Origin of the sequence: Varibaculum vaginae, from assembly GCF_900604285.1 — a bacterium.
GTDB lineage: Bacteria > Actinomycetota > Actinomycetes > Actinomycetales > Actinomycetaceae > Varibaculum > Varibaculum vaginae.
On record NZ_UWNY01000001.1, the window covers coordinates 243,185 to 268,409 of the forward strand.

The following is a 25,225-nucleotide window of genomic DNA, read 5'->3' on the forward strand; positions in this document are numbered from 1 at the left end:
AGTCGACTAGGCTCCTATCTGTGCACTAATCAATTTTGACCAGGCATTATCTTCCTGGCTTAACGTACAGGGATTCCCGCTACAAAGCACTTTCCCATGTCCCATTACCACTACATGATCTGTTTGCTCAGCAGCGTCAATACGGTGGGTAACCAGCAATAAAGTGAGATTTGGGTACGCCTTGCGAATATTAGCTAGAACCGTTGTTTCTGTTTGGGTGTCCAAACCAGAAGTAGATTCGTCGAGTACGAGGAGAGGACATTTGCGAACCAAAGCCCGAGCGATTGCCAGTCGCTGTTTTTGTCCTCCCGAAAGGTTCTGAGCATGTTCTTCAATTTCTAAATCAAGAATATTGTTACCAGAATCAGGATTGTTATCAGGATGCAGGTTTGTGGCACAAGCTAGCTTTAGAGCCGTCATCATCTCCGCTTCCTCCGCTTTGGGATTAGCTTCGGCCAAAATTGACCTTACTGTTCCTGGAAAAATAATCGGGTCTTGCGGAACCAGCGTGACGGTACGCGCGATATCTAAACTGTCAGCTGAAACCCCTCCAACTGTGATACTTCCACTATCGGGATGGTCAAAACCCATTAATAACCCGAGCGCGGTGGATTTTCCGGAACCCGACAACCCTACCAAGGCGGTTGTTTTACCTGTAGGTACTACGAAAGTGGCTTGCTCAAGAGCCGGCTTAGCAGCTCCCGGATAAGTATAAGAAACTCTCGCAAAGGAAACTTCGTTACTGTGAGGCAAGTTTTGCGAAGATTTGCGGGTAGCGGCAGAAGTTTGCTCCTGTTCAAATAACTCGCTCATCGCTGGCAGCGCGGAAATACCAAAGAATGCTTCATGCCAACATGACGATAAGGCAGTAAACGGGCGAAAAAGTTCGATAGCTAACAAGGTAACCACAAACAACGAGCTGATTGACATCGCCTCGGAAGTAATCAAAGAAATTGCGATCACTAGGCCGAGAGCAGGACCGAGCACTTTCATCATTCCTGATAGTCCCGTTTCTCCCAATGAAAGCCGCAGCTGCCCCATAGTAGTTTTCAGCAGCTGGCTAGACTGTTTTTCTAATTGGGTTCCATGATTTTTAGCCGCCCCAAAAGATTTCAAAGTGGACATCCCCATCATAGAATCCACGAAATCGGCATTGAGATTTTCGTACGCTACCCAATGCGATTGTCCGCGCTCAGCCAGAGCTCTATCCCATAATCGGGGAATAGCAACAATCGCGACTCCGCAGGCTAAAAGAACTCCCGCAATCAGGGGCGAGATACTGGCAATAGCAATTGTTAAACCAATTGCTGTTAGAGCGGTGACCGCAAGTTGGGTGAAATACTTGATGAAATAGGGTTCGATCGCCTCGACCCCATCGGTGAGAACCGACTGTATTTGTCCAGAACGCCCCATTCCACCTCGCATGGGTCCACGTGCATCTAGTTGTTCCAGCAATGCCTGCCGTAGGCGGCTTTTTACCACTAATCCCGCTCGATTTTGTAGAAGCTGTCCACTTACCTCAAGTAATGGACGGATTAAAAGCAAACAGGCGATAGCAATGATTAGTCCCACCACCGTGGAGACCCGGCGAGTACCTAACAACTCGTTGAAAAGCATGGCGTTGCACACCGCGGTCGCGATATATAAGCAAGATACCAAGACCCCCAGCATCATGGCGGGAGCCAGCAGCCACACGGAGACTCCGGCGGCGCGCATAACTAAACGCTGCTTTGCAAACACAATGGCCTATCCTTTCTCCACAACGGTATCGGTTCTACGCGTGCGGCATTGGGAAGGGATTCATGCTACCTTCAGGCTTTGGCGAATCCACCCATCCTAACCGTACTGCTTCTTCTGCCACCATATTGCGACCCAGGTAGGGAAATGCCGCAGGAGTGTTACCGATTGTGCCAGGAATTAATGTGCGGAGCACATGCAACCCGCAAGAAGCAACATCGCGAGAGGTGATATCAACGGTTATTACCCGCATCCCCCGGGCATGGATACGCTCTATATAGCTGGCTAATAGACTATCTTTCAGCTGCGGCACGGATGAAATACTGCGGGTTGCTGGTATGTCCAACAGTGGTTTCACCCTGTCTACCGCCCGAGGATCTAGAAAGACCTCTTGTTGAATTAGGAGGTCGTCTACATCCTTGAGATCCGCTCGGAAATCATCCAGATACCGGCGGTCACGGCGCCATTTCTTATATGAACGTCCAGGAAGTAGACCTTTGCGGATTGCTGTCCAATGCGCCCCTTCGGGGTTGGCGAGGTCATGAGCTCCCTCTTGCAAGGTGAGCGCCTCACTCCAGGCTTTTAAGGCACCTTGTTCAACGCTAGAGCGGCATGAAAAACCAACGTGTACCAGTTTAGAGACATCATTGTGAACTACCCCGGCTAGCACCGGGATATTGAAAGTGTTGTCTAGATTGATCAAAGCGGGACGGAGCGGCTCTTTCGTCCCACTAAAAAGATCCAAATATTTCTGCGATAATTTCAGATGAGGAAGCGGCTGGTTATTTAACCACCACACCATGGTGGCATGCCGCTCAATGATTTCACTGATACCCGATAATATTGCCTGTTCACGACTAGTTCCTGCAGCTACTCCAGCAAACGCCGGAAAATTTACTTTCGGTTCTTGCCGATACTGGTTGGTATACCAGTTGACATACACCAAGGAGGCGGGAACGAAAACTGGCGCTTCATCCTCATAATAGCTACCTTCCACCCACCCTACGGGCAGGTCAGGCGTCAAAGGCACAAAAGGAAATCCGGGTTGCCGATACTGGTTGGGTGAGAATAGTACCAGTTTTTCTGGATGCAGAAGTGGGTATCCTTTTCTTGCTAATTCTCGATAAGAACCATGCAATACCGGTTTGAGATCAATTAGGTTTGAGCAATAACGCTCAACTGACTCACCAATTGCCGCTAATTCCGTGTCGTGGATCTGCGCCTGCTTTTCTTCTTCTCCAACTTCATTGGGAATTAACGTTGATCCTTGGCAAAAAACGGTGTTTATATAGGTTGCTGTTCTGCGTAAGTCACATGTTCGCGCCTGAGTGGTATACAGCGTAGGCGGCATATAGGGACTGTGATGGACCCGGGTGAGCTCTTTTACAATTCCGTAGCATTTATCCACTACAAAAGTGGGAGGATGAATTGGGGGCTTAGACTGGGGGCCCATCATAAAATTCGTGGGCAGTACCGCATGAACTTCTAGCTCTCCATCCAGGGAAATTGCCCAAACAGTGTCGAGGGGAGTTGATTTCTGGCTATCGATGTCATTGAAAGTAATGGATTTAATCAGCTCGGCAGCTTTCTGCCCCATATTGGTGGCTGCCCCTAAGCGCGGTAAGAAACTTCCCCACGCAGGACTACCCATTTTTGCTTGAAATACCTCACTATTAACTGCATTTCCGGCGAGACGAGCCAGACTGTCGCTATAGGTTGCACCTTGCCCTTTAAGTACCGCAGGTCCAACTAATAGCTGGTTGGGGGTGTGATCAACCGCGATTAATGAAATATTTAGCCCCAAATTATCTTCAATAGTTTGGGCAAATACGGGAGCGGACTCCTCGCCGCGACACACCACAAGGGTGCCGCGATTGAAGACTTGGTAAGCACATTCGCGAACCGACTGGGAGGACAGGCGCGCTGTGACATCAATCTTTTGAAGCTCTGCAGTAATTAAGCGCGCAATTGTGGGATTCCCACAGACTATTACTTCTGGGTCACCTACAGATTGAGGATCAGGGGTCGTGGAGATTAGGTCATGCGTGTTGATAAAACAGCTGTGTTTTTCTAATGCTTTTCTCAACGGAGTGCCCAAAGGGTGAGTGGACTGGACATCTTGCGCCGCATCTAAAACACGCATGATGCTATTAGCATCCATTGAGAGCACTAGATCACGACCATCGGCACAGGTAAGAACGCATCTATTTACATCTAAAGGCCTTACTTGCACACAAATCTGCCACATAACCCCTGACCCTCTTGTCTATATGAATATTGGGTAAAGTGCGTCTTAGCTATCTTTAACCCGTTGCCTATCTACTTTTACCTCCATGCAAAACTCTGCTGGGTAGCGCCGTGATGGCAATGAGGAACAGTGATTTGATCGGTGTTAACTTCCTCAATCTCCACGATTTCGAGTGTATCCATCTCCCCTCCTTTCCAACGACAAAAGCTCTAGAGGCTAGCCTTTAACCTTATACTTAGGTTATGCTAACCTAAGCACAGTTTACATGGTTTCCTTTTTCACACAAGAGGGAATCAAAACTACGAAATAGCCGAAGGAGATTAGGTGAGCCCGACATTGCTGCGACCCTTACCTAAATACGAAAGCATCGTAAAAGTGCGAGGTGAAATCCTATTACCCGACGGCAGCACCTTCTACCCACAGTGGAAAACCTCTGGTTCTACCCCTATCTATGGCGGTTACCAAGATGCTTGTGAAGCACTGGTTTACAGCCCCCAAAAAGTTGAGGTCATCACTCACAAATCTGGAAATTCCTTCCCCTTAGGCCAACACGTTAAACCGATAAAAGTGCTCGACCATGAGCTATATATACAAACCTCCTCCTTTATCAACGCTCCCCGCCTTTACCGCCTCGACCGTAAGACCGGAGAACTAACTTGCGCTAAGAACAACACCTCCCAATACAACAACGCCTTTACTTGCCAACAGATTTGGGCTACTAGCGAGGACGGTACCCAAATCCCTATAGACTGCTTTGGAAAACTAACGGGAAAACAGCCGACTATTGTATTCATTTACGGGGGATTCGGAAGATCCAATCATAGTTTTTACAGTCCCGACATTTATTCAAAATGGTTAACCCACGGTTACAGCATTGCGGTTATTCACTCCCGAGGGGGTGCTGAATACGGGAAGAGCTGGCATCAAGCCGGGGTTAAAGCAGGAAGACGCCAAGTCAGGGCGGATATAGCCTCATCTATTCGCGAATTGCATCGTCAAAATATTTGCACCCCCGAGACTACTTTTATACACGGCATGTCTCACGGAGCATTGCTAGCAGCGATTACCGCCATTCACCACCCAGAACTCGTATCTCAAGTGGTATGCCGCGTCCCAATCAGCAGCACAAAGCACCTATCAAAAACGACCTTAGGTCGTCAATGGCTAGCCGAGTATGGGAATCCTCAAACCACAGATTGGGATAACTTTATGAAACAAGAAGATCCCTTGGCCTGTAATGTCAACCCCGAGAGTCTAAGCGGAACATCTTGGCTCATTATTGGCTACTGCCGCGACGAAGTAACCACCATTTCTCATGCAGATTCCCTAGTTGAACGGGTAAAAAATTTACGAGGAACAGCAACTTACTGGCGTTATTCCAGCAAAGGCGGACATGAAGGGGCGGTGGATCCCAACGAACGAATAACCCATGAACGCAGGCTGTGGAGCTATCTAAGCCAAAAAGCAGCTGATTTAAAAATGAAAGCATCGTATTCACCATGTTAACGACTCGAAAGCAACGCCTGATACTCGGAATGGTTTTAACGCTAGCGCTAGCTTGCTCACTAATAGTGGCTGTCATTGTCGGAGCCACTGATATTTCGTTATCGGCAGCACTTGAGGGCATAAATGCCACACTTAGAAGAACTGCTGAAACTGACGTGGACACACAGATTATTGGACAGGTGAGATTTCCCCGCGCTGTTTTGGGAGCAATCGTTGGTGCCGGCCTAGGCATATGCGGTCTGATAACTCAGTCTTTACTGCGCAACCCCTTGGGAGATCCCTACATTCTAGGTATTTCCTCTGGGGCTTCCACTGGCGCAGCAGCAGTAATTGTTTTGGGAACAACCAGTAATATCTTATCTGCCCTGGGGGTCACTTTCGGGGCTTTCCTAGGGGCTGTAATCTCCATCCTGCTTGTTACTCTTTTGGCTTCCGCCGGCGGAAAAATCACTCCGACACGCATCATTTTTGCAGGTATGGCGGTAACTTACTTTTTCTCCGCAGTCACCAGCCTGATAACTCTCATGGCTAAAAATGCTGCTGGAACCAAATCCGTAATGTTCTGGATGCTGGGATCAATATCTAATGCCACCTGGCATGACACCTTCATTGCCGGCAGCGTGGTAACTATTGCATTAATCTGCTTCAGCATCTGGGGAAGAAGGGTGGATATCCTGAACTTGGGAGACGATGCGGCAATCTCACTGGGCACCAGCCCCCGCCTCTATCGAAATCTCTTATTTCTCATAGTGGCACTAACTATAGCGGTGCTTGTCTCCCTTACTGGCGCCATCGGATTCGTGGGTCTAGTCGTTCCTCATGCTGCGAAACAACTAGTAGGTTCCACCACCCGAGCTGCGTTACCTATCTCTGCCCTGGGAGGCGCACTCCTCGTCGTCATTGCCGACACCTGCACCCGCGTGGCTATCAGACCAGCGGAACTACCTATCGGAATACTAACAGCACTGGTAGGAACCCCTATGCTAATGGCTCTCATCAAGAAATATTCCAAATAGAAAGGAAGAAAAGAATGATAAAGAAACGAATTGTGGCTGGTGTACTGGGAGCAAGCCTGGTGGCCGCCGCCCTCACTGGCTGCTCCGGCACAAAGGAATCGTCCAGCACTGCTGCTGACCAACCTATTACGGTTAAAAACTGTGGGGTAGAAACGAAATTTACTACTCACCCTAAGAAAGTCGTGTCGATGGGAGTCACCGGTCTGGCATACCTCTTTGCTGCCGGAGCAGAAAAATCCATTGTTGGCCGCGCTAACGAATGGGGCGAAGAACCACCCTCCTGGATAGGTAAAAAAGCAGACGGCATCAAGGTATTATCAACAGAATCCATATCTATGGAAGCCCTCATGAAACTCAAGCCTGATCTTGCTTATGGTGGTGGATTCAGTTCCGAAACCACCGCTCCAAAAGCGGTAGCAGAAAAAGGAATCCCTGCCGTTGTGGATGCTACCGAGTGCAACTACTTCTATCCAGATCAAAAATCGGATGAATCATTCAACAACACTTTTGCGGAGATTACTCAGCTAGGTAAAATCATGGGCACCTCCGAAAAAGCGGATGCCACGGTAAAGGAGCTAAAAGAGAAAATCGCGCAAGTTAGCAAAGAGAAAATCGGTAAAGAACGCAAAGTTTCCTACGCCTACTACTACGGAGAAGATCCTGAACTGTTTAGTTACGGAAACAAAGGGGTCATGGGAGAAATAAATAAGACCCTTAACCTCGTTACTGCTATTGATCCGAACTATCACCCACATCAGGGTCCCATTGCGCCGGAAGCATTTGTTAAATCAGACCCCGATGTAATCATCTTGCTCACCGGGATGGGGGGCGCCACCAAAGAAAGTTCAATGCAGCGGCTTGAAAAGATTCCCGGCTTCAAAGACATGAAAGCGGTTAAAAACGGCAACATTATCTACGCAGAATCCGCAGTAGCCTACGCCTCTCCCACCGCAATTTATGGAACGTTTGAACTGGCTGATCAACTCAAGAAACTAGGGAAGTAAACGGATGATTGATTCTCCCCTCACGATAGAAAAAGCTAGCGTCTATTTCGGTGACACCAAAGTTCTTGACGAGATCTCTTTCGAGGTACCGCAAGGAAAAATTTTAGGTATTGCCGGCCCTAATGGTTCTGGGAAAACTACCCTCATGAGAGCCATGTTCGCAGCTCAAAAGCTATCGGAGGGGAGGATCCTCCTCAACGGGCAACCTTTAGACGAAATGCGCCCCGGACAGGTTGCTCGGCGCATTGCAGTCGTTTCCCAATTTGAGCATGACATGGAAAGAACCCGTGTGCTCGACATTGTTCTCTTGGGGAGATCTCCGCACCGTAAAGATCTCCAAGGATATAACGCAACCGATCGAAAAATCTGCAATGAGGCTCTAGGCGCTGTTGGAATGAGCTATGCACAAGATCGATACGTAGATACGCTTTCCGGTGGGGAACGCCAACGAGTTCTAATTGCCCGTTCCCTCGCCCAACAATGTAAATGTATCCTGCTAGATGAACCCACGAATCATCTGGACATAAAATACCAACACCAGATTCTTAGCATAATCAGAAAAGTTAGTGACACTGCTGTCATAATCTTACATGATCTTAATCTGGTAACCCGCTACTGCGACCAGGCAATTATTCTTAAAAATGGACGCGTGCATACCCAAGGTATCCCGAACAAAGTCCTCACCGCTGAACTCATCCACGATGTTTATGGGATGAGTGCCAAAGAAGTCCAAGACGGAAACGTGAAACAGTTTATTTTCAAACCACTGTAAGCCAAAACCTGATAGTAGAGCATGAGGGTCAGGTTTTCTTCTCCACCTAAGATTTCGGAAGACGGCGCTACGTTTTCCAAATTCTTACACCCACCGTGCCATTCGGATAAAGCCTAGCCCACACACCTAACGCCCCGTGTAAATAACCACAGGATCCGCGTTCGCTACCTCCCCGCGCCAGCCCTCACGGGTTCGAGTCCCTAAGCTTAAAACACTGATGCCCCGGCACAAGGCCGGGGCATCTAGTTAGTGCCAGTAATCCCTGACGGGATTACGCACGATTTCGTCATCCTCACTAATAAAAAAGCCCGGACGGTTTTCGTACCGTTCGGGTTCACCGTGCTAGCAACACTTCGTGTTGCGCCAACGAAGTGGAGCTAGCGGGACTCGAACCCGCGACCCTCTGCTTGCAAAGCAGATGCGCTACCAGCTGCGCCATAGCCCCTTTAGAGCCAGAAAACCTACTACAGGTACTTCCAAACTCCGGAATCATTGCGTAAGTCATTTGCTGCATTCAAACACCAGGTAAAAAAGACGCCGATAAAAAGCAACTTTAAAATCTTTTTCAAATCTACCTACCTGGTTGATTGCTGAAACAAACTTCCCTCGCAGTGGGCCTAGCTGGGCTCGAACCAGCGACCTCAGTCTTATCAGGACTGCGCTCTAACCAACTGAGCTATAGGCCCATCGTGTCCATCACGAACACCATTGCAGATTACAACATTACTAACCCGGCTTTCAAACCCTTTTTAGGTGCGTTCCGTCACGCCATCGATCAGCGCCTGCAGCCAGCTCGAAATGCTGTAATACTACTCGTCAGTAAGCGCCAACTTAATCCCGCCAACCAGCGAAGTTGCCAAGTTATAGATAAGTGCCCCTACCGTACAGAACGCGGTCATCAAAATCACGTTGGAAACCGCGATGATCGTGCTCATTGCCATCATCCGCGGCAAACGCAGATAATCAATCATTGAAGCAATCGATCCCGTGGGATCAATATCATTAATAAAGTTCTCTACCGAACTAAATACATTCATTGAGTTCAAAAGCAACCAAACCAGCAGACCTGCCAGCACCATCGCAATACCCAACGCAACCGACAGTAAGAACGAAACTTTCATCACCGTCCAGGGATCAATCCGGGAAACCACCAACGAGATTTGACGGGGCTGATATTCGCCCATACTTGCAGAGGAGGGCGAAACTTTATCTGCCTGCCCGACTTTACCGCCAGCAGCTGAACCAGATTTGACCTTTGGAATCGTTATATTCTTGCTGTTTTTAGAACCCGGTTTCTCTGAGGATTTTTTCCCCATCAGTTTGGAAGATTTTCCATCCTTACTCACTGAACTTTCCCCCGATTTTTCGTGACCACCATGCCCGGAAATATTTGAATCCTGCCTGGTCTTCTCGTCCGTGTGCTCTTTAGCATCAGCCGGCGTTGCCACCTTATCGTGCAACGCGTTATGCATGCTACTTTCCTTCTCCGCAACTGACTCCTCCGCAGCGCTGTTTACAGGTACCGCGTCCTCTCCCTGTCCAACAGGAGCTTTACCTTGATCTTTACCATCAGTTGTCATTGGTTAACCCCTCGTTAAAGCTCGGTTGTTTCAGTTTCTAATGCTGCCACTTCTTGATCGAGATCCTCGTTAGTGGCCTCATCGTTTTCGTTATCGTCTGCCTTCTCATTATTTAACGCTACGGCCAAAACTGCATCCCCTGGAGCCGGGCGAGTAAAAATTACTCCCTGCGTGTTACGCCCCGTGCGCGGAACCTCGTCAACCCGAGAACGCTGCACTTTCCCAGACTGCATAATCACCATAACTTCATCATCGGTGTTAACGATTAAGGCTCCTACCAGTCCGCCACGCTCGGCAACCAGGTTAGCTACCTTAATCCCGAGACCACCGCGGCCTTGTACCCGATATTCCTCTACCGATGTCCGTTTCGCATATCCACCCTCAGTCACGACCAACAGGTCGCTATCGGGACGGATTACCGTCATCGCCAACAGATGATCCCCCTCACGGAACTTCATTCCCCGCACCCCAGAGGTTGCACGACCGGTAGGACGCAAAGCCTCGTCAGTCGCTAAGAATCGCAACGACTGTCCCTGGTGGGAAACCAATAGCAACTCATCATCGCCATTTACCAGTTCCGCAGATACCACTTCATCAGCGGTTCCATCCGGCATTTCTCGCAGGTTAATCGCAATTAGACCGCCGGTACGATTGGAATCGTATTCGGTAAAGCGAGTTTTTTTAACCAGACCCGAGCGGGTGGCCAACGCCAAATATTCGGCATCATCATAGGAACTGAACGCCAAAACTTGGGCGATTTTTTCTTCCGGCTGGAAGGCCAACAGGTTTGCTACGTGCTGCCCCTTAGAATCACGTCCTCCCTCGGGTAGTTCATAGGCTTTTGCCCGGTAAACTCGACCCTTGTTGGTAAAGAACGCCAACCAGTGATGGGTGGTGGTGGTAAAGAAATGATCCACCACGTCATCCTCGCGTAGCTGCGCACCCTTGATCCCTTTGCCACCACGCTTTTGACTGCGGTACTGATCTAGGCGGGTACGTTTCACATACCCCGAACGAGTAATGGTAACCACCACGTCCTGTTCTTCAATCAGATCCTCCATCGACATTTCCCCGGCAAAGGGCACAATCTTTGTACGCCGCTCATCGCCATATTTATCGACAATTTCGGCCAGCTCAGTGGAAATAATTCCCCGCTGCCGTTCAGGACGAGCCAAAATATCTTGTAAATCTTTTACTCGTGCCTCTAATTCGGTGTGTTCATCGAGAATCTTTTGCCGCTCGAGGGCGGCTAGGCGGCGCAGCTGCAAAGCAAGAATCGCATCCGCCTGGACTTCATCTACCCCCAGCAGCTCCATCAGTGCGCTACGCGCCTCATCTACCGTTGGCGACTTGCGGATAGTGGCAATTACCGCATCCAAAGCATCCAGCGCCATCAGATAGCCTTGCAAAATATGTAGGCGATCTTGCGCCCGCTTCAGGCGGAAATTAGTTCGGCGCACGATTACTTCTAGTTGATGATTAATCCAGTTCGAAATAAATCCATCAATAGATAGCGTTCGCGGAACCCCATCTACCAACGCCAACATATTGGCAGGGAAAGAATCCTGCAACTGGGTACGCTTATAAAGGTTATTCAAAACCACCTTGGGAACCGCGTCTCGTTTCAGCACGATTACCAGGCGCTGACCGGAGCGATCTGAGGATTCGTCACGTATATCCGCAATCCCCTCGATTTGCCCATCTTTAACCAGTCCGGCAATTTTTGCCGCTAGATTATCCGGATTGACCTGATAAGGAAGTTCGGTAACCACCAGACATACCCGGGAATTAATTTCCTCCACGTTAACTATGGCGCGCTGCACAATCGAGCCGCGGCCGGTGCGATAAGCACTTTCTATCCCTTTACGTCCCAAAATAGTGGCGCCCGTGGGGAAATCCGGTCCTTTAATCCGCTCGATCAGAGCTTCCATTAACTCTTCGCGCGAAGCCTCGGGATGCGCTAAGGCCCACTGCACCCCGTCAGCAACTTCTCGCATATTATGGGGAGGAATCCGGGTAGCCATCCCCACTGCGATCCCCTCTGACCCATTCAGTAGCAGGTAGGGCAGGCGGGCAGGCAAAACTGTGGGTTCTTGAGTGCGCCCATCATAGTTGTCCATAAAATCGACAGTGTCTTCATCAATGTCGCGCACCATTTCCATCGACAAAGGTGCCATTTTACATTCCGTATACCGCGGAGCTGCCGGCCCTAGGTTACCTGGGGAACCAAAGTTACCTTGACCTGCCACCATCGGGTAACGCATTGACCAGGGCTGCACTAAACGCGCCAGGGCGTCATAAACTGCGGCGTCACCGTGGGGATGGAAATGCCCCATCACGTCCCCTACTACGCGCATACATTTAGAGAATCCGGCATTAGGACGGTAACCACCGTCATACATGGCGTACAGAATCCGCCGGTGTACCGGCTTTAAACCGTCTCGTACCTCGGGGAGGGCACGCCCTACAATCACGCTCATCGCATAATCCAGGTAAGACCGCTGCATCTCGGTTTCTAAGTCAACCTGGTTGATATGCCCTTTTGCCTGGAAAAGACCGGAATTATTTTCGAGGGCGCCTGGTGAGGAAACATCCCCTCCCCCGAAAGCTGCCTCAGAATGCTGGGAATCTTCCGGGGATTCTGCTTGCTGATTTTGATCCTGGTTGTCTATTTCGCTCATTTTCCCGTCCCTTAAATATCCAAGAATCGTACGTCAGTGGCATTGCGTTGAATGAAAGCCCGCCGCGACTCCACGTCCTCACCCATTAGCATGGAGAAAACTTCATCCGCGCTGGCCGCCTCGGATAAGGTCACTTGTTTGAGCATCCGCTCTTCGGGATTCATAGTGGTTTCCCACAGTTCCTGAGGATTCATTTCCCCAAGCCCCTTGTAACGCTGCACCCCGCCCTCTTTCGGTAGGCGTTTACCATCGGTTTTACCGTCCTCTAAATATTCATCGCGTTGGCGATCCGAGAACACGAACTGGTGGGGCGCATTCGACCATTTCAGTCGGTAAAGCGGGGGGCAGGCAATAAATACATGCCCTTTTTCAATCAGGGGACGCATATAGCGGAACAGCAAAGTCAGCAACAATGTGGCGATATGTTGACCGTCTACATCGGCGTCCGCCATAATCACGATGGCGTTATAACGGAGCTTGGAAATGTCGAAATCTTCGCCAATTCCGGTGCCAAAGGCGGTAATCAACGACTGAATTTCTTGACTAGAGAGGGCGCGATCTAGGCGTGCTTTCTCTACGTTTAGGATTTTGCCGCGGATTGGCAGGATGGCCTGGTGAGCCGGGTCGCGCCCCTGTACAGCCGAGCCACCTGCCGAGTCACCCTCTACAATGTAGATTTCACATTGCGAGGCATCGCGGGAAGAGCAATCCCGCAGCTTCCCGGGCATAGATACTGATTCGAGTGCGGATTTGCGTCGGGTAGCTTCCCGGGCTTTGCGAGCAGCGACTCGCGCGGTTGCCGCCTGCTGTGCCTTTACCAGAATCGCTTTCGCATCCATAGGGTGGGCATCTAACCAGTCACCTAGCTTGGAGTAAACCTGCTGTTGAACAAAGGTACGTGCCTCCGTGTTGCCCAGCTTGGTTTTAGTTTGCCCCTCGAATTGTGGCTCGGTAAGTTTAACCGAAATAACTGCGGTTAGACCTTCGCGAATATCGTCACCGGTGAGATTATGATCCTTATCTTTGAGAATGCCTTTATCGCGGGCGTATTTATTCATCAAAGAGGTCAAAGCCGAGCGGAAACCTTCCTCGTGGGTTCCGCCCTCGGTAGTGTTAATAGTATTCGCGTAGGTATGCACCGACTCCGAATAAGCAGTGGTCCACTGCAACGCGATTTCTAGGCTGATCGATGCGTCTTCGTTAATTGCCTCAAAATCAATTATCTCGGGATTGATGACCTCGGATTTCTTGGAGTGGTTAATGAACTCTACATAGTCACGCAAACCATTTTCATACATGAAAGAAACACGGCGGAAACCGGGAACCGGATCATCAGCGGTACCTTGCGCATCGCCAGTGACTAGATCGCCAGCATCGGTAGCCTCGGGGCGTTCATCGGTTAGGGTGATACGCAGTCCTTTGTTCAGGAAGGCCATCTGCTGGAAACGCTGCCGCAAAATCTCGAAACTAAAGGTAGTGGTTTCAAAGATTTCCGGATCTGGATAAAAGGTCTGCTGAGTACCGGTTTCTTCAGTTTCTTCCCCGCGTTCCAACTCAGTGAGGGGGTGCCCCCCGTTACCGAAGGACTGCCTCCAGACATATCCTTGCCGTTTAACCACGGTATCCATGCGCAGCGAAAGGGCGTTTACGACCGAAACCCCCACCCCGTGCAAACCACCAGAAACCGCGTAACCGCCGGATCCAAACTTTCCACCCGCATGCAAGATGGTCATAACTACTTCAACCGTGGGGCGTTTTTCGGTGGGATGAATATCGACTGGGATTCCGCGACCGTTATCACTGACCCGCAAACCCCCATCCGCCTGAATGGCGACTTCAATATGGTCACAGTAGCCGGCGAGAGCCTCGTCAACAGAGTTGTCAACTACCTCATATACCAGGTGATGTAAACCGCGCTCCCCGGTAGAACCGATATACATACCGGGACGTTTGCGTACTGCCTCAAGTCCCTCTAAAACTGTAATGTCGCCCGCACCGTATTCGTGCTGGACTTGTTGGTCACCCAGATCAGCCACCTGCTGGATCTCCTTGGTCTAGTTCGTTGACCCCGAGCCGGATATTTCCAGCCGTTGGGCACCGTCTGCCCCAGGGCATTCACGCCGAAAACCCGGCGCTCACTGGCTCTATTCTACCGTGAAAGCCTCAAAAACCCACATTTTACGGCTTAACCCTACTTTTCGGGGGAAAGTCACTTTTTTACTTTTGGGGCGTTAGAGGCAAATTTTTTCCGAGGACGCAACCGAGATCAAAAAAGACGGGGACAGCATCAAAAATACCTGGGTATCGCTTTGAGACAGCAGGGGGCGTGCTGGGCAGATGCCAGCGATGCGACATTTTAGAGAAATAGCGAGTGCTACTTAGGATCCATGATCCGGTAACCCAGCCCCCGCACAGTCACGATAATCTTTGGCGAGTGCGGATCGTCCTCAATCTTGGAACGTAGCCGTTTGACGTGCACATCCAAGGTCTTGGGGTCACCGAACCAATTTTCTCCCCACACTCGATCCATAACCTGTCCGCGAGTAAGCACCCGTTCCGGGTTACGCAAAAAATACTCCAACAGTTCGAACTCACGCAACGGCAGCTCTTTAAGCTCTCCGTTTACCCGTACTTCATGACGGTCAACATCCATGGTGACTGGTCCAACCTTCAGCAGGTTTCCTACTTCCGGAAGATCCTGAGTGCGGCGCAACACTGCGGTGATTCGCGCCAAAAGTTCACGGAAACGATAGGGCTTGGTCACATAGTCATCGGCTCCCAGCTCCAGACCAATTACCACGTCAACCACGTCATCTTTCGCCGTAACCATAATGATGGGAGTATCGTAGCTTTCACGTACTTGCCGACAAACCTCGGTACCGGGGATCCCGGGAAGCATCAGATCCAGCAAAATCAGGTCAATATGGTTACTTTTAACCACTGAAAGCGCCCGGTCACCGTCGGCTGCCCCGATTACTTCGTAACCTTCGCGTTTAAGGGAATACTCCAGAGGTTTACGATAAGCTTCCTCATCCTCAACTACTAATATGGTGGTCATTCCTGTTCCTTTGTCAGCGCTATCTGCTTAGCCTCTGGTTGCTGTGGGGTGTGTCGAGGCAAAGTAATGATGAAAGTGGCTCCTTCCCCCGGTTTCGAGTTCACGTGGATAGAGCCGTTAAGATCTGAAACCACGTGTTTAACGATGGAGAGCCCTAAGCCAGTTCCTCCGGTGGAGCGGGAACGCGCTGGGTCTACGCGGTAAAAGCGTTCAAAAATTCTGCCTTGGTCTTCTTCAGAAATTCCGATACCGTCATCAGCTATTTCCATCACTACATTGTCATTTTCCCGCAAGGTGACATACACGTGACCTCCAGGATTAGAATAGCGAATCGCGTTTTCCAGCAGGTTTTGCAGGGCGGAAGTCAGCAGTTCCAAATCGGCGTGCACCAAAATATCTTCCCCTTGCGGAAAATCGGTCTTTAAAGTGATATTCGCGTCTTCGGCGGCTGTACGCACCTGATCGAGAGCATCGTTGATGGCTTCGATTGCCAACATAGGGCGCGGCTTGACTGGCAGACGCCCATCTTGCAGACGCGCTAAAGAGATAATTTCGTAAACCAACTTGGTTAGCCGTCGTGATTCTTTTACTAGCTGGGTGGAAAAGGTTTCGACCGCCTGCACATCATCGGCATTATCATGAATCGTTTCTGCCAGCAAGGAAATCGCTCCTACCGGGGTTTTCAACTCGTGAGAGGCGTTAACCACGAATTCGCGGCGGGTAGCATCAGCTTGGAGGACGCGAGTGCGATCTTCTAACAAAACCAAGGTATGTCGGGGTGAGATTGGAGCCACCCGCACCCGTACTGACCAGGGGACGGCCGCATCGGGATGCACCAATTCATAGTCTTCCTCTACGATCCGCCCTGCGCTGCGTGCTTTTTCAATCTGTGTTAACAGCTGCGAGTATTCAATTTTCCCTTTATGGAACAAGGGTACTAGCCGCGCCAACTGCGAAATGTAAGCGAAAGAGTTGTCGGGATTGAGCACTACCGAAGCCTCAGGCAGGGCGTCAAGAATCGTAGATAGATCCTCGACTTTCCAGCCGGAGCCATCCCAATGTAACCGGCCGCTTTGGCTCTCCATACTTATCATCTTAGGGGCGTCAATCTCTCAGAAACTAATTGTAGGGACTTTGTTAACCAAACGTTCACCCTGGGTAACAGTTTTTTGTTAGGCTCTGGTGGCTATAAATCTCACCCGATTACCACTGCACGAACACCCTAGCCGAAACGCCCTGCAATATAGTTTGCAGTCACTTTTTCGCAGGGGGTGAGGAATACGGATTCGGTAGGCCCAATCTCCACTAGTTTCCCGGGTTGGCGCGGCCCGGAAATGTTGAAGAATGCGGTCTGGTCGGAAATTCGCGCCGCTTGCTGCATATTGTGGGTAACAATCACAATTGTGTAAGTCCGTTTCAACTGGTCAATTAGGTCTTCAATCGCCAAGGTGGAGATGGGATCCAACGCCGAGCAGGGTTCATCCATCAGCAGCACCTCAGGCTTTACCGCAATTGCCCGGGCTATACATAAGCGTTGCTGCTGTCCTCCGGATAGGGAAGCACCCGGTTTATCTAGCCGGTCTTTAACTTCCTCCCATAGGTTCGCGCCCTTAAGGGATTCTTCTACGATCTGATCGCCCTCGGATTTGCTAATTTTTACCCGATTTAGATGCAAGCCGGCTAGCACATTGTTCTTAATCGACATAGTGGGGAAAGGGTTAGGACGCTGGAACACCATCCCGATCATCCGTCGTACCTCCACCGGGTCGACGTCTTTGCCGTAGAGATTATCCCCGTTGAGTAGGACTTCACCCTCAATACGTCCTCCGGGAGTAACTTCATGCATCCGGTTCAAAGTCCGTAGCACGGTAGATTTACCACACCCAGACGGCCCAATCAGGGAAGTTACCGTTTGGGTTTCTATCGCCATATTTACGTCCGCTACGGCTTTGAAATCCCCGTAGTAAACGTCTAAATGTTTAGTCTCTAAACAGATTGCCATTTTCTTTTCCTATCTGCTTTTCTTCGTGAAACCCTGCCCCGGCGAGGCTGGGCTAGCTATTTACCAATCGAGAGTTTTTTGGCAAGGAACCTGGCTCCCAGATTCAAAACCAAAACTGCAAATACCAGTACTAAAGCGGCACCCCAGGCGCGATCCACATTGATAGTGGGGTTACAGTTCACCGCATGGGCAGCACAAGAAACCGTGGAGGTGTATTGCTGATAGATGTACACCGGCAGAGTTTCCATGCGGCCGGAAAACACATTGTTATTAATGGCGTCAAACATGCCCGCAGTAATCAGCAAAGGCGCAGTTTCGCCCACTATGCGCGCAATCGCCACTACCACTGAAGTAACCAAACCTGCCGCCGAGGTGCGCAGCACAACCGAGATCACGGTGCGCCATTTGGGAACCCCTAAAGCATAGGACGCTTCTCGTAAATCGTTAGGCACCAGCCTTAACATTTCGGCTGATGAGCGCACTACCAGGGGAATCATTAATACCGAAAGGGCTACTGCCCCCATCAGTCCGGACCGGTATGCAGGACCGATCACCATGGTGAACAAGGCAGCCGCGAATAGACCAGCTACTATGGAGGGAATGCCGGTCATTACATCAACCAAAGTGGTGGTTAGCTTGGCAAACTTAGTATTACCCGCGTATTCAGTCAGGTAGATGGCTACCAACAGTCCTAGGGGAACGGAAATAGCCGCTGCTACCAGGGTAATCAGCAGAGTACCCATCATCGCATGATAGATACCGCCGGCCTCCATTCCTCCGTAGACACCTTTCATAGAAACACTCAAGAAATAGGGGGAAATAATCCCGATACCTCGGCGGATAAGTTCGTATCCAATAGAAGCCAAGATGACCAGCACCAACAGGCCGCACATCCACATGGAACTCGCAATCGCGTTATTGGTGAATCTGCGGCGGATGGTTAATGCTTTATCTCCGCCCAGCCGGGCGCGCTTTATCTCAGTTTTCAGCTGCGCGCCTTCTAGTTTTTCCTGGTACTTTAGTTTTTTCTCTAGGATTACTGCCTGCAGAGCGGAAGTGTTATCTGAAGCAGCTAAACCTGCCAGTTTAGCGTTTGTTCCTCGACTAACTCCCCCGCTGTTAACAGGAGTTTGCCCGGCACCTAAGAATTTTTGTTTTATTTTTAGGTCGCCCTGATTCTGTTTTTCTATACTCATTTATTTCCCCAAACTTTCCTTACGGGATACCATCCACCGTGCTCCCGAGTTGACCAACAGCGTCAAAACAAACAACACCAGACCGGTGAATATTAGGGCAGCCGCCATATTAGAATCAGCCTCCGGGAACTGCAGAGCGATATTAGAGGCGATTGTAGAGTGCGCTCCTGCTTTAAACAGTGACCAAACGTAGGACGCTCCGGGAGAAAGTACCATCGCCACTGCCATGGTTTCTCCCAATGCCCGTCCTAGCCCGATCATCGCTGCCGAAACCGTACCTGACCGCCCAAAGGGCAGAACCACGGTTTTTATCATTTCCCACTTTGTTGCTCCCAGGGCTAGCGCCGCTTCCATTTCCAGAGGGGGAGTACGGGCATAGACCTCGCGGCACAGCGCGGTAATAATCGGAATCACCATAATCGCCAAGACCACCGCGGCCGAGAAAATCACTCGCCCAATCGGGGAAACTGGCCCTGAAAACAACGGAAACCAGCCGAAATAGGTGGCAAGAACCTCCATGATTGGCTGCAATATAGGCAGCAAAATCAGTCCACCCCACAGACCATAAACCACGGAGGGAATCGCAACCATTACGTCAATCAATCCGGCGATAACTGCCGAGGTTTTCTGGGGAGCATAAAAGTTTATAAACACTGCCAGCGCCATAGAGAACGGCACCGCAATCACTAAGGCGACTACCGCTGCCAGAACCGTTCCAAAAAGCTGGGGCGCCACGTATTCCCAGATGCTAACCATTTCGGTACGCCCGCGCATCCGGAGTCGCAAGTCAGGATTAGAGATCGCCGGCCAGGCTTGCAAAGTTAGAAACATCGCTACCAGGGCTAGCACCGCGGCAATGACTATCGCTGAACCCTTGGTTGCTAGATAAAATAATCCTTCCCAGTTAAAAATATTTTTCCGGGAGGAAACCTGCCAGGATTCTCTTTTGTCGAGCAACGTTTTGGTACTCATGTTTTCTCCAGGGGATTACGGCCAGGAGTACCGGTTTTCCCGATACTCCTGGTAACCAGAACCTAAACTTGGGGGATTATTACTTGATTTCGTCAAGCGCGGCAGTGATCTTCTTGGTGATTTCCACACCTAAGGGAGCAGATCCGGCTGCCTCGGCAGCTTTCTTCTGTCCGTCAGCGGATACCACATAGTTAACCCAAGCTTTCACCAACTTTGCCGTGTTGGCATCTTTATATTGCGGGCAAACCGCATAGTAAGAGACCAATACCAGCGGGTAGGCTTCGGGATCATCCGGGGTGCGGTTCAGATTCAACGCCAAGTCGTTCTTTTCCCGCCCATCCTCAACTTCGGTGCTTTCGACGACTTTGGCAGCTGCCTCGGCCGAGTATTTAACGAAACCATCGCCAGCTTTGAGCGCAACTGTTCCGAAGTCACCGGCCTGGGAGGCATCAATATAGCCGATTGCACCTACAGTTTTCTTCAGGTTATCCACCACCCCTGCGGTTTTATCTCCAGATTCCCCACCAGCTACCGGCCAATCTTTCGATGGCTTATCCGGCCAGGCGTCCGGAGCCGCCGCATGCAGATAATCGGTGAAATTCTCGGTAGTACCTGACTGGTCAGCGCGGTGTACCGCCACGATCTTAGCGTCGGGCAGTTTGGCATCCGCATTATCCGCAGCGATAGCCGGATCGTTCCACTTGGTGATTTCTCCACGGAAGATCTTAGCGATGGTTTCCGGTTTCATATTAAGCGTCTTTATTCCCTCCAGGTTGAAGGCAACCGCCACCGGGGATACGTAAACCGGTAGGTTAATGGCTTTGGAGTCTTTACAAACCGCGGCTGATTTGTCGATTTCTTCCTTAGAGAGTGCCTGGTCTGTTCCGGCGAAGGCCACTCCACCTTGGAGGAAGGTGGTCACCCCTGCCCCGGAACCAGTGGGATCATAGGTTACTTCCACATTTTGCGCGACCTCGGAAAATCCAGCTTTCCAGGCGTCAACCGCATCTTTTTGTGAGGATGCACCCGCGCCCGCCAACTTGCCGGAAATATCGACAGTTTTCACTTTCTTTGAGTTATCTACACTTCCAGTGGCATTATCGGAGCCACAGGCGGCCAGGCTAGTTGCTGTCAAGGCAAGACCAGCGATAACCGCTAAAGATTTAATGCTCTTACGCATGTCTTTCCTTCGATTCTTTGAGATTTTCATTGACACTTGCAAAATAAGACAAGAAGTTAACGCCACCCTGACGATTGCGTTAATTCTTAGTGAACAATGCTCGAGACAGATAGAAACAAATCGGAAAAACTATTTTAACTGCGAAAATACTAATAACTAACTAATTTTTGAAGCGATCCACACCAGGGTGTAATAAGGCAAAGTAACAGTTTGTTTGGGGTTTAAAGCCAAATCACCCCACAAATAAGATTGCAGGTTTGCTTGCATATGCTGTTTTCCTCGCTCACTCGCTTTTAAATAGGAAGAGCGCGTCTTAGCCAAGGCGAAGAGGGCGGCTACCGGTAAAGATATTCCCCATTGGAAAAGTTTTAGCTGCGGGGGAGCGAACTGTTTTCCCACTTGCGGTACCCGATCCGGGTGGTGTACATCCCCGGAACGCATCACCCTTGAAAGTCGTTTCACCCAGGGGAAAGACACGTTCATCTGGTTATAAATAATCACTATTCGTCCGCCAGGTTTCAACACATTGGCTGCGGCACCGCACCCCGCCTCCTTATCGACCCAATGCCAACATTGTGCAAAGCAGAGCGCATCGAAGGTTTCAGGCGCAAACAGATCCGCCACATCCTCAGCTTTCCCCTTATAAAGGGGGATTTGAGGGAGAGATTCGCGGAACATTTTCTGCATGGCTACCGCGGGCTCGAGGGCACTAACCGTTATTCCACGCGCCACTAACGCCCGGGTAAATTTGCCGCTACCAGCACCTACATCTAATACTTGGGGATTTTGTAATCCGGATAGCGCCGCGGTTACGGCTTCAGGTAGATAGGTGGGGCGATAACGTTCGTAATCCGTCCCGGCCAAAGTGTAGGGGTTTCCCCCGGTCGCAGCCCCGCCTACCTGCTGCTTATCGGTAATCGTTCCGGGCGGCGGACCTAGATTAACCATAGGTATCGCGCGGGCCACGCCCTTTAACCGAGCGTGGCCCATGTTTCCAGGAGGGTGCCTGTGGCCCTAACACAATCAATCTTTTTATTACTACTGAACCAGCATGATCTTCGATGAGCCCCATTAATTGCGGAGTCAGATTCCGCAGTTCGCTGGCCCAACGGGTAGAGTCACAGCGCACCACTACGTCCCCATCTTTGATGGACTCTATTTCCGCGTGTTGTGCTACTTGACTGCCAACTATCTGTTCCCAATCGGCTTTCAGTTTGCCCACATCTAGCATTTTTCCGAGGCCAAAATTATTGACGTATCGTTTCCACACCGCATCTAACCTGCGCGGCTCCCTACGTGACCATCGGCCGCCATGGCCCCCTCCCGCCAGTCCCGGCGAGGGCTGCAACTGGGCTAATCCCGGAACCTGGTCGCGAGCATAGCTGTCGTTTATTCCCTCAATCTGACCCAGGGAGATTTCTTTTGACTCTAGGAAACCATCATCCTTGGATGCGGTGGCGGCAAGCCCGTCCCAGTTGCGCCGCCCGCGGTGGCGCCGCAGGTCGCTGGCTGACATTCTGATTAGCCCTTTAGAGAAAGCGTGCTCTTGGGCAGCACGCAATACCCTTTGAGTGTAGGTGAGGTTCCCCTCTGGCTGCTCAGTCATCAGGTATCCTGCCTGCTATCTTTGAGACTATTTTCTGTGCTGACCTCACTTGATAGAGCCATGGGGGTAATAACGGTTCCCTGCGCAGCGCGCAATACCGCAAAAAAATACCCTTCGATTTCGGCGGGTAAATCTTTGCGGCTGGTGGCGGTAATCAGTACCTGGTCAGCGCGGTTCATGAATTCGAGGAGAGCGGAACGGCGGGAGGGATCCAGTTCCGCAAACACGTCATCCAAAATCAGGATAGGAGTTTCCCCCACCTGACGTAACAGTTCAAACTGTCCCAGACGTAAAGCCAAGGCAGCGCTCCAGGTTTCCCCATGAGAAGCGAAACCTTTCACCGGTAGAGCATCTAGCATCACCGCCAGATCATCACGGTGCGCACCCGCCAGATTGACCCCACGAATCAGTTCTTCCTCACGGCGAGCCGCAAAAGTTTCCTGGAGTGCCCCGGCTACCGCCTGCGGGTCAGCCAAATCAGCGGGAGCATTAAAGGAAGGAACATATGACAATCCCAAAGTTTTAGAGGAGTTCGCCAGGTGCTCATCTCCTAAAACCAGAAGGTAAGACTGCGCAGCATGAGGAGTAAGTGCCTGCAAAGCCCGGACTCTACCTGCAATCAAACGCGCTCCTACCTGGGCTAGCTGATTATTCCAAACATCAAGGGTAGACAGCTCTAAAGACAAATCTGCCCCGCGACGCTTCTTTTTTGCCGCCTGCTTCAACAGGGCGCCGCGCTGCCGCAAAATCTTTTGATGCTGACTGATAGTGCCAGCCTCAACCGGCCATAGTTGCACTAACAAATCATCCAGAAAACGGCGGCGAACCGCCGGATCACCCTGCAAAATATCTAAATCTTCTGGAGCGAACAGGGTAGTGGCCACCAATCCGCGCACCTGTTTTAGAGGTACTGGGGAGCGGCCTAAACGGGCACGATTAGCCTTCCCGGAACCTATTTCCAGGTCTACCAGCATTTCGCGATCCTGACAGTGAGCCTTCACCCGAATAACCGCCGCCCCAGGAACGGTGCCCTCAGTACTGCTATCTGCCTGTCCGTCCCCGGTTTCCAGACCTGCTCGCGCTACTGCCCCCGCATGAGCAGCCAACGCCGCTGATTGCGGGGCAAAACGTACCAGCGCACTGTCGACGCTAGCGCGATGGGAGTGAAAGTTTGTTAAATATCCGATTGCCTCTACAAAATTGGTTTTACCTTGACCATTAGGGCCAACCAGGACATTTACCCCCGGCGATAGATGCACTACGCAGTGGTGAAAACTGCGGTAATCGTCGAGGGCAATATCGGAAATATACATGACCTTGGGTGGTCCCCCAGCTGACTAGGAAGAATAGCGAATCGGCATCAGCAGATACCTAAATTCTGAAGAATCGTCCCCATCTAGTTCTTCCTGTCCAGTAATCACTGCCGGCTTCGTGGGGTGAGTAAACGACATCCGTACATAATCGGAATCCAAAGCCGCCAAACCATCCAGAAGATACTGGGAGTCAAACACGATCATCATCGGCTCATCTGCAATAAAGGTGCAGGTCATTTCTTCATGTGCCTGCGCATCATTGCCCTGCCCGGCCTCTAAAGTAAGCATTCCGTCTGCGAAATTCATGCGGATCTGGGCACTGCGATCAGTCACCAAAGAAACTCGTTTGATTGCCTGCTCAAGTTCTTCACGGCGAACAACTGCTTTAATCGGCGCTTCCTTGGGGAACAAGCTGGTTACCGGCGGATAATCACCTTCAGTGAGCTGGGAGGTAATCTTGCGCCCTCCGGCTTCTAGGGCGATAATCGCCCCACCCTCGGAAGAGTTTTCCAAACCCAAATGAATCTCCCCCGCACCCGAAAGCGCTTTCGCCATTTCTGAAAGAATCCGCGATTTTACCAGGGCATCTGCGGAAAAATCGGTTTCTTTCGGTTGCCAATCCATTACCCGAACTGCCAGGCGATACCGGTCGGTAGCCATTAGGTTCAGATGAGAATCCGACAGCTCCATCCGCACGGTAGCCAGGAGGGGCAAGGCTTCATCGGAGGAGGCAGCACGAGAAACTTGAGCCACTGCCCGTGCGAACTCTACCGAGTCAAGTTCTCCAATTGCCTCGGGAACTTGTGGCAAAGCAGGATAATCATCCAGGGGCATTACTGCCAACTGGAAACTGGAGGCGCCACAGGAAATACTAACTTTTCCCCCCTCCATCTGCACAGTTACTGGCTTCTTGGGGAGCTGCTTGCAGATATTAGCCACCATTTTCCCAGAGACTAGGACTTCTCCCTCTGATTCCACGTCGGCCTCAAATTGATTCCGGGAGGAAACTTCATAGTCGAAGCTTGACAAGGTGACAATACCGGCCTTGGCGCTCATCCAGACTCCGCCCAATACCGCCACTGCTGGACGTGCCGGCAAAGTGCGGGCGGTCCAGCTGATTGCGTCCTCGAAAATATCCCGCTCGACTACGAACTTCATGCGCTGCCCCTTTTATCTTCTTGACCATGGTTTATGGCGCGAAATTTGCAAAATCCAACCGGCGAAACCCGAACTGGATAATTTGTTCCAGTCTCCCATTATAGGGTTTAGTATCCCGATTAGCACTAAAGCGCTAAAAACTGGGGATAACGCGCCGATTCTTGCCTGAAGGGACAGTTTATTCCCAGGTATAACC

General features: G+C 50.7%; 19 protein-coding genes and 2 tRNA genes. 4 read left to right on the forward strand and 17 right to left on the reverse strand.

Features of this window, described 5'->3' with window-relative positions:
- Positions 1-6: 6 nt before the first annotated feature.
- Both EFB02_RS01040 and EFB02_RS01045 read right to left on the reverse strand, forming a co-directional pair.
- Complete coding sequence (locus EFB02_RS01040) at positions 7-1,740, reverse strand: ABC transporter ATP-binding protein/permease (RefSeq protein WP_122819573.1); 1,734 nt, start codon at positions 1,738-1,740, stop codon at positions 7-9.
- A 34-nt stretch (positions 1,741-1,774) separates the two neighbouring features.
- Positions 1,775-3,970, reverse strand: coding sequence for a YcaO-like family protein (locus EFB02_RS01045; RefSeq protein ID WP_234992680.1), 2,196 nt, complete (start codon positions 3,968-3,970; stop codon positions 1,775-1,777).
- A 339-nt stretch (positions 3,971-4,309) separates the two neighbouring features.
- Between EFB02_RS01045 and EFB02_RS08780 the strand changes: the two genes are divergently transcribed.
- The 4 genes from EFB02_RS08780 to EFB02_RS01065 are packed head-to-tail and all read left to right on the forward strand — an operon-like array spanning position 4,310 to position 8,283.
- A complete protein-coding gene (locus tag EFB02_RS08780; RefSeq protein WP_234992681.1) occupies positions 4,310-5,491 on the forward strand; it encodes a prolyl oligopeptidase family serine peptidase in 1,182 nt (393 codons plus the stop codon).
- Between the two features lie 29 nt (positions 5,492-5,520).
- Positions 5,521-6,507 (forward strand): FecCD family ABC transporter permease, encoded by a 987-nt coding sequence (locus EFB02_RS01055; RefSeq protein ID WP_268811516.1) that lies wholly within the window; start codon positions 5,521-5,523, stop codon positions 6,505-6,507.
- A 14-nt stretch (positions 6,508-6,521) separates the two neighbouring features.
- Positions 6,522-7,511, forward strand: a complete 990-nt coding sequence (locus tag EFB02_RS01060) for an ABC transporter substrate-binding protein (RefSeq protein WP_122819579.1) — start codon at positions 6,522-6,524, stop codon at positions 7,509-7,511.
- A gap of 4 nt (positions 7,512-7,515) precedes the next feature.
- Positions 7,516-8,283, forward strand: a complete 768-nt coding sequence (locus EFB02_RS01065) for an ABC transporter ATP-binding protein (RefSeq protein ID WP_122819581.1) — start codon at positions 7,516-7,518, stop codon at positions 8,281-8,283.
- 372 nt (positions 8,284-8,655) lie between these two features.
- Here the strand turns inward: EFB02_RS01065 and EFB02_RS01070 are convergent.
- The 15 genes from EFB02_RS01070 to dnaN form a co-directional block, all read right to left on the reverse strand.
- Positions 8,656-8,728, reverse strand: a tRNA-Ala gene (locus tag EFB02_RS01070).
- Between the two features lie 167 nt (positions 8,729-8,895).
- Positions 8,896-8,969: transfer RNA gene (locus EFB02_RS01075), tRNA-Ile, on the reverse strand.
- A 123-nt stretch (positions 8,970-9,092) separates the two neighbouring features.
- On the reverse strand, positions 9,093-9,863 hold the full coding sequence (locus EFB02_RS08885; RefSeq protein ID WP_327395037.1) for a DUF3566 domain-containing protein: 771 nt from the start codon (positions 9,861-9,863) through the stop codon (positions 9,093-9,095).
- A gap of 14 nt (positions 9,864-9,877) precedes the next feature.
- Positions 9,878-12,544 carry a DNA gyrase subunit A gene (gene gyrA, locus EFB02_RS01085; protein ID WP_122819583.1) on the reverse strand — a complete coding sequence of 889 codons (2,667 nt, stop codon included), beginning with the start codon at positions 12,542-12,544 and terminating at the stop codon, positions 9,878-9,880.
- An 11-nt stretch (positions 12,545-12,555) separates the two neighbouring features.
- Positions 12,556-14,580, reverse strand: coding sequence for a DNA topoisomerase (ATP-hydrolyzing) subunit B (gene gyrB, locus EFB02_RS01090; RefSeq protein WP_234992683.1), 2,025 nt, complete (start codon positions 14,578-14,580; stop codon positions 12,556-12,558).
- Between the two features lie 338 nt (positions 14,581-14,918).
- The gene (locus EFB02_RS01095) at positions 14,919-15,602 is read right to left on the reverse strand and encodes a response regulator (RefSeq protein ID WP_122819585.1); all 684 of its coding nucleotides are present in this window, start codon (positions 15,600-15,602) and stop codon (positions 14,919-14,921) included.
- Positions 15,599-16,687 carry a sensor histidine kinase gene (locus EFB02_RS01100; RefSeq protein ID WP_160115343.1) on the reverse strand — a complete coding sequence of 363 codons (1,089 nt, stop codon included), beginning with the start codon at positions 16,685-16,687 and terminating at the stop codon, positions 15,599-15,601. Before EFB02_RS01100 ends, EFB02_RS01095 begins: the two co-directional genes overlap by 4 nt.
- 137 nt (positions 16,688-16,824) lie before the next feature.
- Positions 16,825-17,604, reverse strand: a complete 780-nt coding sequence (pstB, locus tag EFB02_RS01105; RefSeq protein WP_122819588.1) for a phosphate ABC transporter ATP-binding protein PstB — start codon at positions 17,602-17,604, stop codon at positions 16,825-16,827.
- Positions 17,605-17,660: 56 nt separating this feature from the next.
- Positions 17,661-18,800, reverse strand: a complete 1,140-nt coding sequence (gene pstA / locus EFB02_RS01110) for a phosphate ABC transporter permease PstA (protein ID WP_234992684.1) — start codon at positions 18,798-18,800, stop codon at positions 17,661-17,663.
- The gene (gene pstC, locus EFB02_RS01115) at positions 18,801-19,772 is read right to left on the reverse strand and encodes a phosphate ABC transporter permease subunit PstC (RefSeq protein WP_122819590.1); all 972 of its coding nucleotides are present in this window, start codon (positions 19,770-19,772) and stop codon (positions 18,801-18,803) included.
- 79 nt (positions 19,773-19,851) lie between these two features.
- Positions 19,852-20,952, reverse strand: a complete 1,101-nt coding sequence (gene pstS / locus EFB02_RS01120) for a phosphate ABC transporter substrate-binding protein PstS (protein WP_122819592.1) — start codon at positions 20,950-20,952, stop codon at positions 19,852-19,854.
- Positions 20,953-21,108: 156 nt separating this feature from the next.
- Positions 21,109-21,918 carry a class I SAM-dependent methyltransferase gene (locus EFB02_RS01125; protein ID WP_160115344.1) on the reverse strand — a complete coding sequence of 270 codons (810 nt, stop codon included), beginning with the start codon at positions 21,916-21,918 and terminating at the stop codon, positions 21,109-21,111.
- A complete protein-coding gene (locus EFB02_RS01130) occupies positions 21,893-22,558 on the reverse strand; it encodes a DciA family protein (RefSeq protein ID WP_122819595.1) in 666 nt (221 codons plus the stop codon). Before EFB02_RS01130 ends, EFB02_RS01125 begins: the two co-directional genes overlap by 26 nt.
- Positions 22,558-23,871: a DNA replication/repair protein RecF gene (recF, locus tag EFB02_RS01135; protein ID WP_122819597.1), complete on the reverse strand. Its 1,314-nt coding sequence runs from the start codon at positions 23,869-23,871 to the stop codon at positions 22,558-22,560. Before recF ends, EFB02_RS01130 begins: the two co-directional genes overlap by 1 nt.
- Positions 23,872-23,895: 24 nt before the next feature.
- On the reverse strand, positions 23,896-25,029 hold the full coding sequence (dnaN, locus tag EFB02_RS01140) for a DNA polymerase III subunit beta (RefSeq protein WP_122819599.1): 1,134 nt from the start codon (positions 25,027-25,029) through the stop codon (positions 23,896-23,898).
- Positions 25,030-25,225: the final 196 nt, after the last annotated feature.